Raw genomic sequence first — 14,161 nt, 5'->3', positions numbered from 1 at the left:
CAGGTGAATACGGCTTTGAGGTCTTCTTTCGATTCTGTTCCATAATGGGCAATTCTCCGAGAGTTTTGCCCTCCGGTAAACCCGGGGCGGTTCAGAGTGTCGGCGTTCGCGACAACCGTATGACTAGCTCAGCGTGACCTTTCCGCCCCTCGCGAGAGCGACCTCGGAATCGACGTGCCCGGCCCTTTGCTGACCGTCGGTCTGTCAAACAGGATTCACAGAAGCAGCCATTCGCGCTGTGCGCAGTCTTGGATATACCTGCATGACGCCGATCTTAAATTCCGTCAAAAGTCCGTGCTGCCTGGTATGATGTAAGGACGATGAAATTGGTTACAGCCCACTGCAATCTGATAGCCAAAGCTGGATCGGGAGCTTTGCGCCGCCGATCATTGCCATTCCTCGGCGTCAATGTGCAGCTTCTTGATGCGAGAATATAGCGTCGTGGGTTGAATGCCCAACAACTGCGCGGCGCCTTCAACGCCTGAAACTTTGCCACCTGTGCGCCGTAGTGCCGCAACTATATTTCTACGCTGCGCTGCCGCCATCTCGGCCTCAGACAAGACTGTCAACTCTCCTGCTGCGGTGTGGGGTGTCGTCAGGCCCAGATCAATCTGTAACTTGCCACCGGTTGAGATGATGCTACCCCGATCAATCACGTTCTGAAGTTCGCGCACATTGCCGGGCCAGTCATAACTAACAAGCTTCTCCATCGATGATTTCGAGATGATGGGTGGTCTGATATTCAACCGTTTGCATGATAGCGCCAGAAAATGCGCTGCCAGTGCAGGAATATCTTCGCGCCGGTCCCTAAGTGGTAGACAGGTGATCGGAAAGACACTGAGATACATCAGCAATTCTTCACGGAATGCACCTTTGCGCACCAGGGCTTCCAGATTGCGGCGGCTAGCGGCGATGACTCGCAGATCAATCTCTCTCGCGCGTGTATCACCCAGCCTTGTAACGCTGCCTTCCTGAAGCGCATGAAGAAGCCGCCCTTGCAGGCCAAGCGGCAATTCATCGACATCATCCAGAAACAGGGTGCCGTTATGCGCCAGCTCCAGCACCCCTGCCTTGTCGCGCAGCGCGCCTGCAAATGCACCGCGGATCTGGCCGAACAGTTCCGACTCAATCGCGTCAGAAGTGACAGCGCTGCATTTGAAATGAATCAGCGACCGGCGGCGGCGTGCGCTACCCTTGTGTATCGCCGATGCAACCAGCGCTTTGCCGGTTCCGGCCTCGCCCGAGATAAGGACTGACGCATCTGTGCTGGCCACAAGGTCGATCTTGCTGAGAAGCTGCAGAACGGCGGGTGAGCCGCCAATGATGTCATGATGTGCACGTTCGGTTGCGATAGTTTCTTGAAGATAGGCATTCTCCTGCTCCAACCGATCGCGCAGGGCCTGAACCTCTTCCATCGCCCGACGCAGCTTGCGTTCATTCTCTTTACGCTCGGTGATGTCGCGGAAGATGACCACGGCCCCGGCCAGCACATTCTGGTCATAGATCGGGGTCGAGACATACTCGACGCGGATTGGCTTGCCATCCTTACGCCAAAACACCTCATCCTCGATGCGATTCACCTGCTCGAAGCGGAATGACTGGTAGATCGGGCAATCATGCGCGGGGTATACTTCGCCGCTTAGATGATGATGGTGGATCATGGAATGAATGTCCCGGCCCAGCAGGTCTTCGGCACTCCACCCAAGCATTTCCCGGGCGGCGCGGTTGACGAAAGTGGTCTTGCCATCGGCATTCACACCGTAAATTCCTTCGCCGGCTGCGTTCAAGATCAACTGGTTTTGGCGTTCCAATTCGCTGAAAAATGCCTGTGCGCGCTGCCATTCCAGCAATCCAAGGCGCTGCACCTCACCTGCCTCGGCGATCTGGTCATGGCGTGACAGCTCGTTCAGGTCGATCATTGTCAGCATCACAAGGTGCTTTGACTGTCCAATCCTTGTGCCCCGCAACTCGCAACTTAGTGGGTGGCGGCGGCGGTCATGCAGCGGGATATCGCGCCGCCACACACGACCCCGATGCGCGAGCTCATCCAGAAAAACCAGAAAGCCCGCGAAATTATCGGCAATATGGGGCGCAAAGCTGAAACCCTGGGCATGATCTTGCGCCAGAAGCTGGGTGGCAAGCTGGTTGGCGGCGATGACGCGGTCATGCTCAGTGTCGAGCACCAATGCGGCGTGCGGCACCGCTTCAAGCAGGGAATCGGACAGATTGAGGGCGTTCTCCATGGGGCAGCATCATGAAGTTACAATGGTTCAGCTGCAACACGAAATTTCGTAATTTACGAAATATCGTTACCTCTGTTCTTTCAAAATAAGCGCAAGGCATTGATTTTATTTATATTATTTATCAATAAGATTCCACGGCAATGCAGTTACTCTGCGCTGCGGCATTGCTAATCTGACGTCGGATAAACGCAATTCTCAGAAAGGGACACCATGTCGAACAAGAGTCTTGGAAACCCGTTTTCCCATAAAACCGACTTGCGCCATGGCGCTGGGTGCGGGTGCGAAACCTGCACCAGTGACGCGCGGGAAAGAATCTCTGCTCCCATGACCTCTGAGGCAATGCTGGAACGCGCGGTCGAAAGTGCCGTGGTCCGGTCTGTGTTTGGGCATAACGACATCAGTCGTCGGTCGATGATGGGCATGCTGGGTGGCGGGGCCTTTGCAGCGGCGTTGGCGTCGGTCTTTCCCATGGATCAGGCGAAGGCATTGATTCTTGATGAGCTTGGCCCACCAGAAAAGCCTGATCTGAAAGTGGGCTTTGTCGCAATTACCTGTGCCACACCGATCATCATGGCCGAACCTATGGGGTTCTATGATCGGTATGGTCTGAATGTCGAAGTCGTGAAAACAGCAGGTTGGGCGGTGGCGCGCGACATGTCTTTGTCGGGCCAGTACGATGCCAGCCACATGCTGACCCCCATGCCGCTTGCCATGACGTTGGGTGCCGGGTCTTCCGCAACACCCTACATCATGCCCGCGGTGGAGAACATCAATGGTCAGGCCATTGTGCTGTCGAACGAGCATCTGGACAAGCGCGATCCTCAGCAGTGGAAAGGCATGACATTTGGCGTGCCGTTCGAGTATTCGATGCACAACTTCCTGTTGCGGTATTATGTCGCCGAACACGGGCTGGACCCTGATCGCGATATTCAGATCCGCGTTGTTCCGCCCCCTGAAATGGTCGCAAACCTGCGCGCGGGCAATCTGGATGGCTATCTGTCGCCAGACCCGTTCAACCAGCGCGCTGTGTGGGAAGGCATCGGTTTCATTCACATGCTGACCAAGGATATATGGGAAGGTCACCCCTGCTGCGCTTTCGCCGCACCGCGTCGTTTTGCCGTGGAAATGCCCAATACCTATGGCGCACTCCTGAAATCTATCATTGATGCCACGCAATATGCCTCGAACCCTGAGAACCGCAAGGAAATTTCGGAAGCTATCGCGCCTGCGAATTACCTGAACCAGCCAGTACCTGTGATTGAACAGGTGCTTACCGGCACTTACGCCGATGGTCTGGGAAATGTGCAGCGCGTGCCCGACCGGATCGATTTCGACCCCTTCCCATGGCACTCGATGGGCGTGTGGATTCTGACGCAGATGAAGCGTTGGGGCTATATTGATGGCGATATCGATTACAAGGCCATTGCAGAGCAGGTTTACCTGGCCTCGGATGCGCGCAAGGTGATGAATGATCTGGGCTACGACGCGCCCGACGTGACCTACAAATCGCACACCATCATGGGCAAAACCTTCGATCCCCACCAGCCCGAAGCTTATGTCGACAGCTTTGAAATCAGACGGGGGTAATTCATGCAAAACCTGTCCATAAACAAGCGCGCCGCAATTCTGTCATTTGTGCTGCTGGTTGTCGTACTTGGTGTGTGGGAAATTGCCATAACGCGCCAGGTCATCGGCGAGGCGCTGACCGAATATGAAATTCTGATGGGGCTGGGACAGCAGCGCTCCGCCATTCCGCCCCCCAGCGATGTCATGGTCAAGGCGTGGGAGCAGTTGAGTAATCCGTTCTACGATGCCGGACCCAACGACAAGGGAATCGGCATACAGCTGGCTTATTCGATTTCGCGTGTGTTATCGGGCTTTGGGTTGGCCGTTCTGGTGGCTATTCCGCTGGGCTTTTTGATCGGTATGTCCCCAGTAGCCTACAAGGCGCTGAACCCGTTCATTCAGGTCTTGCGCCCAATATCCCCGCTTGCGTGGATGCCACTTGCGCTGTTCATCATTCAAGACGCCAATTCCAGCGCGATCTTCGTGATTTTCATCTGCTCGGTCTGGCCAATGTTGCTCAACACCGCCTTTGGCGTGGCAGGGGTGCGTGCAGACTGGGTAAATGTCGCCCGCACACATGAACTGGGCAGTTTGCGCACCGCGCTTACAGTGATCCTTCCTGCCGCAGCCCCCACCATTCTGACGGGGATGCGCATCTCGATCGGGATTGCGTGGCTGGTGATCGTCGCGGCTGAGATGCTCGTCGGTGGGACCGGGATCGGCTATTATGTCTGGAACGAGTGGAACAATCTCGATCTGACGTCAGTCATCTTCTCAATCCTCATGATCGGTGTGGTGGGCATGTTGCTTGATGCGGTTTTCGGAACCCTGCAACGCGCTGTCACCTATGCTGAATGAAAGGGACACACCCATGCAAAAACATTTCCTGAGTATCGAGAGGTTGACCCAGACCTTTCCCGACGGGGCGGGTGGCACGCTGACCGTGTTCGAGAATGCCAGCTTCGGGATCGGAAAGGGTGAGTTTGTCTGCATTCTGGGCCATTCCGGCTGCGGCAAATCCACCATCATGAATGTGCTGGCAGGCCTGTCAGAGCCAACCTCTGGCGTGGTCAAGATGGATGGGGTCGCTGTATCCGGGCCAAGCCTGGACCGGGGCGTGGTGTTTCAGAACTACTCCCTTCTGCCCTGGTTGTCGGCGCTGAAGAACGTCACTTTTGGCGTCAAGGCCCGCTACCGCGACTGGCCGCGCGAGAAGGTGTTGGAACATGCGACAAAATATCTTGCAATGGTAGGGCTGGAAGGCGATGTCATCCACCGCAAGCCGAGTCAATTGTCGGGTGGCATGCGACAGCGCGTGTCTATTGCGCGCGCCTTTGCCAATCAGCCGAAGCTGCTTTTGCTGGATGAGCCTTTCGGCGCGCTCGACGCGTTGACGCGCGGAACCATTCAGGAAGAATTGCTGAAAGTCTGGAGCCAGACTGAACAGACGGTGTTCATGATTACTCATGATATTGACGAAGCGATCCTTTTGGCCGACCGGATATTGTTAATGACAAACGGTCCTTTTGCACGGGTGGCGGAATCCGTAGAGATTACTATCCCCCGGCCCCGCGCCCGGACCGAGATTGTCAACCACCCCAATTACTACGCCATCCGTAACCATTTGGTGCAGTTCCTTGGCAAGCGATCCAAGGAACTGGCGGGGCAACAATCCGAGGGGGTAAGCCAAAGCCCCGACACTGTGCGCATCGACGTGACCGAAACCGCACCCGATCCGAAGCCAACGCCAACTCGTTTGAAAGCCGTCAACGGCTGAAACCGCACGAAAACACCCATAGGAAGGAGAAACAAGATGAAAGACTTGATGAGCGCTGCCGAGACGCTGACGAAAGAAGATGTTACCGCCCTCATCCTGGCCGCCAAAAAGCGGAATGGCATGAAATGGGAGGAAATCGCAGAAGGAATTGGTCTGTCCCCAGTCTTCACACATTCCGCCTGCATGGGTATGAACTCCATGCCTGCCGAGAAGGCCTCCGCACTGGTGGCGCTGCTCGACCTGCCAGCAGAGGCAAAAGAGGTGCTAGAAGAGTACCCCACCAAAATCTGGGAGCAGGCAGTGCCGACCGATCCGTGCATATACCGCCTGTACGAGATCGTTGGCGTCTATGGGCCTACAATGAAAGCTCTGATCCAAGAAGAATTCGGTGATGGCATCATGTCTGCGATTGATTTCGATATGGTTATCAGTCGCGTTCCCCACCCTAAAGGGGACCGAGTGAAGGTCGAGATGACTGGAAAGTATTTGGCCTACGCCAATTGGTGACTCCATCCTTGGCAGGGCAGCTCAGCTCATGGGTTTGGCCTGCCATTCAGATTATGCGCGGCGGTCACATCTATTCATTCTCGAGAATCGCGGATCGAGCTCAAAAATGCTTCCGATAGTCAGATTAGCTGATGCTCAGCCTTGCGCTGAGGGGGATTGGAATAATCTGTAGAAACCAAACAAATGGATTGCCCTACGAGTGGTGCTTAGTGGGTCCTGGTATTTTGACACCAGCACGCGCCTTGATCGACATTTCGACCGTTCGCTATCCCAATCACTTGGAGGGACGTTCTTTAGGCGTGATAGTCCGCTTCCCGCCCCTTGCGACGGCGACTTCAGGATTTACGAGCGCGGCCATTGCCGCCGTTCCAAGGCGGTTGCTCTCGTTTTGGGGCCAAACCGAAGCGGCCAATCATTGTCGTCGCAGCGAACGTATGCGGTGACCTCTTGCGCGCAGTACTGCGCTTGGACCTTCGCCTCGATTACATTCAACAGCAGTCTTGATTGGCGTGCAACGGCGATAACTTCTGAAGACACTATGGCAACGGGATATGCTCGTCCCGGTCTTGTTGCGGCAGGTCAAACAGCCCTTGTCCCCATCTTGCCGCGCGCCAGTCTTCCTTGGCGGCTTCGATCTTCTCTCGGGACGAGGCCACGAAATTCCACCAGATATGGCGCGGCCCGTTCAGCGTCGCGCCCCCCAGGGCCATCAGGCGCGCCCCCTTTTCACCCGCGCGCACTGTGATGCGGTCCCCGGGACGGAAGACCACCATGCGACCCGCCTCGAACACCTCGCCCGCAATCTCGACCGCGCCCGAACTGATGTAAAGGCCGCGATCCTCATGATCGTCCGGCAGGGGAAAGCGCGCGCCGGGGTCCAGCACAACATCCAGATAAAACGTGTCGGAATACATCGTGGCCGGGGCCTTTGCGCCGTAAGCCGCACCAAGGATCAGCCTTGCCCTGATGCCGGTGTCAAGGATCTCGGGCAAGCTGTCGGCGCTATGATGTTCGAAAAACGGCGCGTCCTCCTCACGGTCTTCGGGCAGGGCGATCCAGGTCTGGATGCCGAACAGGCTGGACGGGCCTTGCCGCAGCCCCTGGGGCGTGCGTTCCGAATGGGTTACGCCGCGCCCTGCCATCATCCAGTTCAGCGCGCCAGGGCGGATGATCTGATCGGCACCAGTGCTGTCCAGATGATGAAATTCGCCCTGATACAGATACGTGACCGTACCCAGCCCAATATGCGGATGCGGGCGCACATCGATTCCCTGACCGGTCAGAAACTCTGCCGGGCCAGCCTGATCGAAAAAGATGAACGGCCCCACCATCTGCCGTTTCGGCGCTGGCAGGGCGCGGCGCACCTCGAACGAGCCCAGATCTCGCGCACGCGGCACAATCAGGGTTTCAATGGCATCGACACCCACATCATCGGGGCAACCGGGATCAAGGGTCGGGTTCCAGCTCATGGCGCGGCCTCCTGTGTTGTTCCCAATTTACGGGTGGCGGGGCAATCCGGCAAGCAAACCCTGTTCGCCTGTGCCGAACGCGGGTTTCGCCCATCCGTCGATCGTGCCGCGCTGCTGTGAACCCTATATACCGGCCTGAACTGGCGCACAGATGCGCCCTGAATCGGAGTACTTGCCATGCCTACCGGATTGCACCACCTGACCGCGATTACAGCGCGGGTGCAGGCGAATGTCGATTTCTACGTTGGCTTTCTGGGTTTGCGGCTGGTCAAGCAGACGGCCGGGTTTGCCGATGGCGAGCAGTTGCATCTGTTCTATGGCGATGCAGCAGGCAGCCCCGGCAGCCTGATCAGCTTTCTGGTATGGGAAGCGGGCGCGCGCGGGCGTAGCGGTCACGGGCAGGTCTTTGAATTTGCCCTTGCCGTGCCGCCTGCCAGCATTGGCGACTGGCTGGCCCGCGCGATCAGCGCACAAGTCCCGGTCGAGGGGCCATCGCATGAATTTGGAGAGCCTGTGATGCGCTTGCGCGACCCGGACGGGATCATCGTGAAGCTGGTGGGGGCCGATCTGCCTGCTGCCTCCCCGCTGCCCGATCCGATTGCCCCCACGCGCCTGCACTCGATCACGCTGCTGAGTGACAGACGCGATGAAACCGCCGAGTTCCTTGCCCGCTTCGGCTATCGCCCTGGCGCGCTGGACGGTGCCGCGCAGCGGATGGTGTCGGATACCGACCTGATCGATCTACGCGATGGAAGCGGCTTTGTGCCCGCAATCCCCGGCACGGGGATGATCGACCATGTGGCTTTCCGTGCTGCGGATGCCGATGCCGTGCGCGGCATGCGGCGCGACCTCGGCCATGCGCAGGGGCTGACCGAAGTGCATGACCGGCGCTATTTCCTGTCGCTCTATGTCCGCGATCCCGCCGGGCATCTGTTTGAATTTGCAACCGATGGTCCAGGCTTTACAGTGGACGAAACGCTGGAACAGCTGGGCCAGACGCTGCTGTTCCCGCTCCATGACGCGGCGCGCGCGCAGGATCTGCGCGTGATGCTGCCCCAATTCGCCCTTCCGGGTGCAGAAAGGATGCCGATGCGTGATCTGCCCTTCATCCACCGTTTCCACACTCCAGACGATCCAGACGGGTCTGTCATCGTGCTGTTGCACGGGACGGGCGGGAACGAATCCGATCTGATGCCGCTGGCACGGCGCATCGCGCCGCGTGCCACGCTTCTGGGCATACGCGGACGGTCGACCGAGGAAGGCATCAACCGCTGGTTTCGCCGCTATGACGCGGTGACCTATGATCAGGCCGATATCCGATCCGAGGCCGAGGCATTCAGCGCCTTCATGGAAGCTGCGATCCAAAGCTATGGGCTGGATGCCGGGCGCATCAGCTATCTGGGTTATTCCAATGGTGCGAACCTGTTGGGGGCCATCATGCTGCTGCATCCGGGGCTGGTGCGTCGCGCGATCCTGCTGCGGGGCATCAATGTGCTGGACGACAGGCCGACGCCCGATCTGACAGGGGCCGATGTGCTGCTGCTGTCGGGCACGCGCGATCCTTTTGCCCGCATGGCTCCGGCACTGGAACTTGCCTTGCGTGAGGCCGGGGTGGCGCTGGACGCCCGCAGCCTGCCCATCGGCCATGATCTTGGCACGGTGGATCTGGAGGTTGCGAAAGCCTGGCTGGACCAGCGCGCGCCCACCTGATGCATGCCACCAGCCCCCGGTCCGATACCTCGGGCCGGGGGCTGGTCTGCAATCAGATGACCTTCGCAAACCCCTCGAGGAAGGCTGCCAGCCGCTGGCGGCTGGCAGGATCGGTCAGGTTGCCATCCGCATCGAACAGATCGCCCGCGCGTGACACCATCAACCGCCCCCCGGCCCAGAAATCGGCCTTGAGCGTGCGCAGCACGGGCAGCCAGTGATCTTGCGCCATCATTGTGCCGAACCCGCCGGGCGATGCGCCGATCACCGCGACCGGTTTGTCCACCCACATCTGCAACCCCGGCCCGCGCGACATCCAGTCTATGGCATTCTTGAACACACCCGGAATGCCGTTGTTGTATTCCGGCGTAACCAGCAGCACCCCGTCAGCGGCCTGAAGCTGGGCCTGCAAGGTCACGACAGCCCCCGGCAGGCCAGAGGCCCGTTCCAGATCGCCATCATATAGCGGCACATCGCGGATCGATCCGATCTCGATCCGTGTCCCCTCTGGCGTCAGATCAGCGGCCGCGCGCAGCAAGCCTGCATTGAACGATGCGCGCCTCAGGCTGCCGCTCAGGCCGAGAATGGTCCTGGTCATCGTGGTTCTCCTTTCGATATCAGTTTGACGGGGGTCAGAGGTTCGGGCACGGGCGCGGTCAGCATGTTGTCGCGGCCTGACATGATATCGCCCTGCACCTGTTCGGTTAGGCGCTGCGCGTCACGGCGGCGGGTCTCGTCCAGCGCCTCGGCCACTGATGCGTCGTCAAGCCCCAACCTGCGCAACCCTTCCGCCCCCATCAGCAGCGCCGATTCAACAGTTTCACGGATCTCGAAATCCACACCTGCGCGGATCAGGTCCATCGAGTGGCCTCGGTCATAGCTGCGCGCCAGCACGGCGGCATTCGGAAATTCGTGCTGGACCAGTTCGGCGATACCGCTGACGGCGCGGCGGTCATCGACGCAGATCAGGATCACCTGCGCGGTTGCAGCGCCTGATGCGTGCAGGATATCCAGCCGCGTGCCATCGCCATAATAGACCTTGAAGCCAAAGCGCGCGGCCTCGCGGATGCGGTCGGGGTTGTTCTCGATCACCGAAACCTGCGCGCCACGTGCCAGCAGCATCTGAAGCGCAATCTGGCCAAACCGCCCGAAGCCGATCACCAGCACCTGCCCATGCAGGCCATCAGCCGCCTCGATCCCGTCCAGCGCAGCCTGCGGATCACGCAACAGCCGGTCAGCGGCCAGCAGGATCAGCGGCGTGATCGCCATCGAGAGAATCACCACAGTCGAGAAAATCGCATTCTCGCGCGCATCGATCACCCCGCCCGCCAGTGCAGCCGTGTAAAGGACAAAGGCAAACTCGCCCCCTTGTGCAAACATGGCCGTGCGGCGCAAGGCAGGCAGATTGGCCCCGCCAAAGACCCGCGCGGTAGCATAGATAGCCACTGCCTTGACCAGCACATAGACTACCAGCATCGCCAGAAGCAGCGGCCATTCGGCTGCGACTACGGCAAGGTTCAGCGACATTCCGACCGCGAGAAAGAACAGCCCCATCAAAAGGCCCTTAAACGGCTCGATGTCGCTTTCGATCTGATGGCGATAGCTGGAACCCGACAGCAGGACGCCCGCCAGAAACGCACCCATCGCCATCGACAGGCCCACGCCCTCCATCAGCAAGGCAGACCCCAGAACGACCAGCAACGCACCCGCACTCAGCACCTCGCGGGCGCGGGCGCGGGCCAGAAGCGCGAAGAACGGGTCCAGCAGCCAGCGCCCGGCCACCAGCAGCGCGACCAGCCCGGCCAGCGCCAGCGCCAGCGCCCCAAGCCCGCCCGCTCCCTGCCCGACAGGCGACAGGAACGCCACGACCACCAGCAAGGGCACGATCAGCAGATCCTCGAACAGCAGGATCGAGACGGATTTCTGCCCCTCGGGGCTGGCAATCTCGCCACGTTCCTGCAGGACAGACATGATGACGGCGGTCGAGGACAGAACGAACCCCGCGCCTGCAATGAAGGCCGTGACCAGCGGCAGGGAAAAGGCGACCATGCCCGCGACGGTCAGCAAGGCAATCGCAAGGCTGACCTGCGCCAGCCCCAAGCCAAAAATCTGCCCGCGCAGCGCCCACAGCTTTTGCGGGCGCAGTTCCAGCCCGATAACGAACAGGAACATCACGACGCCCAGTTCGGCGAAGTGCAGGATCGTGTCAGGGTCCGTGAACAAGCCCAGCACCGATGGCCCGACCAGCGCCCCGGCAGCAAAATACCCCAGCACTGACCCAAGGCCCAGACGCCGGAACAGCGGCACGGCAACCACGGCCGCCCCCATCAGCACCACAATCGGGCCGATGACCGGTCCCAACCCTTCTGCAGCCATTGGCAGACCTCCTTGAAGCTGCGCGACATCTGCATGTCAGTGCCAGATATTGCGCAATATGACACACCCGCCGCCCTGTCATTGGGGCGACGGGTTTTTGTTTCGTCTAGTCCAGCGGTTTCAGTCCGGCCTCGATCACGGCACGGCGGGGTTCCAGGAAGGGTGGCAGCGAGAGCGCCTCGCCCATCGTTTCGAACGGTTCATCCACATCAAAGCCCGGTCCGTCAGTCGCCAGTTCGAACAGGTTTCCGCCCGGTTCCCGGAAATACAGACTGCGGAAATAGTAACGCTCCACCTCGCCGGAACTGGGCATCCGCATGGCGTTCAAATGCGCGGCCCATTGGGCGAGGGCAGCTTTGTCCGGCACGCGAAACGCAACGTGATGTACAGCGCCAGCACCCTGCTGCGCCACGGGCAGGCCAGGCTGCACGGCGACATGCACTTCCGCCGCGGGCCCGCCTGCGCCCATCTCGAACACATGCACATGGCCCACCCCATCGGGGCTGGCATAGTCACGCACAGCGCGCATGTTCATCAGATGAGTCAGCACAGCCTCAGTCGGGGCAAGCTGCGGGACAGACAGCGTGATCGGCCCCAGCCCGCGGATCTGATGATCAGGCGGGACCGGGCTGCGGTCCCAGGGATGCGCCGCGCCGGGGGCATCGGCGGTCAGGCGAAAACGCTGGCCTTCCGGGTCTTCGAAATCCAGCGTGGCGCGACCATCGGTCTGCGTGATCTCGCCCCGCGTCAGGCCCGCGTCATGCAGGCGACCGGCCCAATAGTCCAGACTGTCTTCGGCCACACGCAGCCCGGTGCGGCTGATCGCATGCGTGCAGCGCCGTTCGCGGGCCACGGGCCAGTCGAAGAATGTCAGATCCGTGCCGGGACTGCCCGCGCCATCGGCGAAAAATAGATGATAAGCGGATGTATCGTCCTGATTGACGGTCTTCTTCACCCGCCGCAGCCCCAGCGTTTCGGTGTAGAACCGATTGTTGCCGGGCGCATTGGCAGTGATGGCAGTCAGATGATGAATTCCAGTCAGGTCCATAAGGCACCTCCTTTCCTTGGTCCCAATATGGCAGGGTCAGGGCAGTTTAACAGCGCCTTCGTCGCCAACCCGGTGTTCGCGATTGCCGAACGGCAGCACGCGCGATACTCTGCGTCAATGCGCTACACTTTGGACGAAATTGAAACCTTCCTGACTGTGCTGGAGCTTGGCACCGTCACTGCCGCCGCAGCGCATATGAACCTGTCTAAATCCGTTGTCAGCAAGCGCATCTCCGATCTGGAACGCGCCCTGCAAGCAGCCCTGTTCCTGCGCAATGCAGGCCGCGTTACTCCGACCGAGGCTGCCCTGCGGCTTGCCGAACACCTGCGCCCAGCCCTGAGCGCACTCACTGCGGCAACTGAAAGTGCATCCTGGGGCATGGATGGCGCGACCCCGCTACGCGGACGGTTGTCCATCACGGCGCCAATGAGCTTCGGCACGCTGTTCCTCAGCCCGATACTTGCCCGTTTCGCCTTGGTGCATCCGGAACTGGACTTGCGGATCGACTATGACGACCGGGTGCGCGATCTGATCCGCGACGGCTTCGATCTGGCCGTGCGGATCGGCGCGGCGCGCGACAGCGCCCTGATCGGCCGCACATTATGCACCGACCAGATGGTCGCCTGCGGCAGTCCCGCCTATCTGGCCAGACACGGCCATCCGGCAACACCTACTGATCTGGCCGGGCATCACGTGCTCAGTTACAGCAACCTGCCCGACGGGCAGGTCTGGCAATTCGAGGTCGGTGGCAAGCTTGTACCCGCCCCGGTTCACAGTCGTCTGACCCTGAACAATGGCGAGGCGATGCGGGACTTCGCACTGGCCGGTCTTGGGCTTGCCATGTTGCCGGGTTTCATCGTGGCCGATCCTGTTGCGGCAGGCAGGCTGGAACCTGTGCTGCAAGACAATTTGACCCGGACATCGCCGGTGCTGGCGCTGTGGCCGCCGATATCGCCTATGCCTGCGAAACTGCGCGCCCTTGTGGATCATCTTGCGCAGGAACTGGCAGGCGGGCGTCCGTGGACGAAACAGACTAGCTGAACTGTCCAAACCTCCGTCGCTCAGAAATAAGTATCATCTCGTGGTTACAACGGATGTGGCATATTCAACAAGCGCCGGGCGTCCAGGGACAGTTAAACATGTGACTGCTTTCTTAGCATTCTGCAGGCGCAATGCTGCGATCGCTTCTGGCCGCTCTCCGCCCTTCGCGTCGATAGCAAAGTTTGCCTCTGAAGTTCGACAGAAAATTGGGTAAATTCTCTATCTGCGGTTTTGCGATGTTATAGTTTTCAATGGGTTACCGTCCCCGAGCCTCCAGTTCTGGTGAAGCCTTGTTGTAACACGTTTTGGTAATAAATAGCTTGCAAATTTGGCGTATTCGGACTTAACGTTAGCCCAATGTATACGCGCATCTCAAAATCAGGCGGTCGACGCTATCTCCAGTTGGTGGAGGGGCATCGCGACGCGG

General features: G+C 59.5%; 11 protein-coding genes. 6 read left to right on the top strand and 5 right to left on the bottom strand.

Annotation, left to right across the window (positions count from 1 at the left end):
- Positions 1 to 386 precede the first annotated feature (386 nt).
- Complete coding sequence (locus tag EV660_RS18435) at positions 387 to 2,243, bottom strand: sigma 54-interacting transcriptional regulator (protein ID WP_071479412.1); 1,857 nt, start codon at positions 2,241 to 2,243, stop codon at positions 387 to 389.
- Positions 2,244 to 2,567: 324 nt separating this feature from the next.
- Here EV660_RS18435 and EV660_RS18430 point away from each other — a divergent pair, with 324 nt between their 5' ends.
- The 4 genes from EV660_RS18430 to cynS are packed head-to-tail and all read left to right on the top strand — an operon-like array spanning position 2,568 to position 6,093.
- The gene (locus tag EV660_RS18430; protein ID WP_232727380.1) at positions 2,568 to 3,830 is read left to right on the top strand and encodes a CmpA/NrtA family ABC transporter substrate-binding protein; all 1,263 of its coding nucleotides are present in this window, start codon (positions 2,568 to 2,570) and stop codon (positions 3,828 to 3,830) included.
- 3 nt (positions 3,831 to 3,833) lie between these two features.
- Entirely contained in the window at positions 3,834 to 4,667 is an 834-nt protein-coding gene (gene ntrB / locus EV660_RS18425; RefSeq protein WP_071479410.1) for a nitrate ABC transporter permease, read from the top strand.
- 13 nt (positions 4,668 to 4,680) lie between these two features.
- A complete protein-coding gene (locus tag EV660_RS18420) occupies positions 4,681 to 5,586 on the top strand; it encodes an ABC transporter ATP-binding protein (protein WP_071481839.1) in 906 nt (301 codons plus the stop codon).
- 36 nt (positions 5,587 to 5,622) lie between these two features.
- Positions 5,623 to 6,093 carry a cyanase gene (gene cynS / locus EV660_RS18415; RefSeq protein WP_071479409.1) on the top strand — a complete coding sequence of 157 codons (471 nt, stop codon included), beginning with the start codon at positions 5,623 to 5,625 and terminating at the stop codon, positions 6,091 to 6,093.
- A 536-nt stretch (positions 6,094 to 6,629) separates the two neighbouring features.
- Here cynS and EV660_RS18410 read toward each other — a convergent pair.
- Positions 6,630 to 7,562 carry a pirin family protein gene (locus EV660_RS18410; protein WP_071479408.1) on the bottom strand — a complete coding sequence of 311 codons (933 nt, stop codon included), beginning with the start codon at positions 7,560 to 7,562 and terminating at the stop codon, positions 6,630 to 6,632.
- 177 nt (positions 7,563 to 7,739) lie between these two features.
- On the opposite strand from EV660_RS18410, the gene EV660_RS18405 reads away from it, so the two are divergent.
- Entirely contained in the window at positions 7,740 to 9,272 is a 1,533-nt protein-coding gene (locus EV660_RS18405; protein WP_071479407.1) for a VOC family protein, read from the top strand.
- Positions 9,273 to 9,324: 52 nt separating this feature from the next.
- On the opposite strand, the gene EV660_RS18400 is transcribed toward EV660_RS18405, so the two are convergent.
- The 3 genes from EV660_RS18400 to EV660_RS18390 all read right to left on the bottom strand — a co-directional run bounded on the left by EV660_RS18400 (position 9,325) and on the right by EV660_RS18390 (position 12,693).
- Complete coding sequence (locus EV660_RS18400; RefSeq protein ID WP_071479406.1) at positions 9,325 to 9,867, bottom strand: NADPH-dependent FMN reductase; 543 nt, start codon at positions 9,865 to 9,867, stop codon at positions 9,325 to 9,327.
- Positions 9,864 to 11,645 carry a monovalent cation:proton antiporter-2 (CPA2) family protein gene (locus EV660_RS18395; RefSeq protein ID WP_071479405.1) on the bottom strand — a complete coding sequence of 594 codons (1,782 nt, stop codon included), beginning with the start codon at positions 11,643 to 11,645 and terminating at the stop codon, positions 9,864 to 9,866. The genes EV660_RS18400 and EV660_RS18395 overlap by 4 nt, the downstream gene beginning before the upstream one ends.
- A 106-nt stretch (positions 11,646 to 11,751) precedes the next feature.
- Positions 11,752 to 12,693, bottom strand: coding sequence for a ring-cleaving dioxygenase (locus EV660_RS18390; protein ID WP_071479404.1), 942 nt, complete (start codon positions 12,691 to 12,693; stop codon positions 11,752 to 11,754).
- A gap of 117 nt (positions 12,694 to 12,810) precedes the next feature.
- Here EV660_RS18390 and EV660_RS18385 point away from each other — a divergent pair, with 117 nt between their 5' ends.
- The gene (locus EV660_RS18385) at positions 12,811 to 13,734 is read left to right on the top strand and encodes a LysR family transcriptional regulator (RefSeq protein ID WP_071481838.1); all 924 of its coding nucleotides are present in this window, start codon (positions 12,811 to 12,813) and stop codon (positions 13,732 to 13,734) included.
- Positions 13,735 to 14,161: the final 427 nt, after the last annotated feature.

It is taken from the genome of Roseinatronobacter bogoriensis DSM 18756 (genome assembly GCF_004366635.1).
GTDB lineage: Bacteria > Pseudomonadota > Alphaproteobacteria > Rhodobacterales > Rhodobacteraceae > Roseinatronobacter > Roseinatronobacter bogoriensis.
This window is presented reverse-complemented; position numbering and strand designations above follow the sequence as displayed.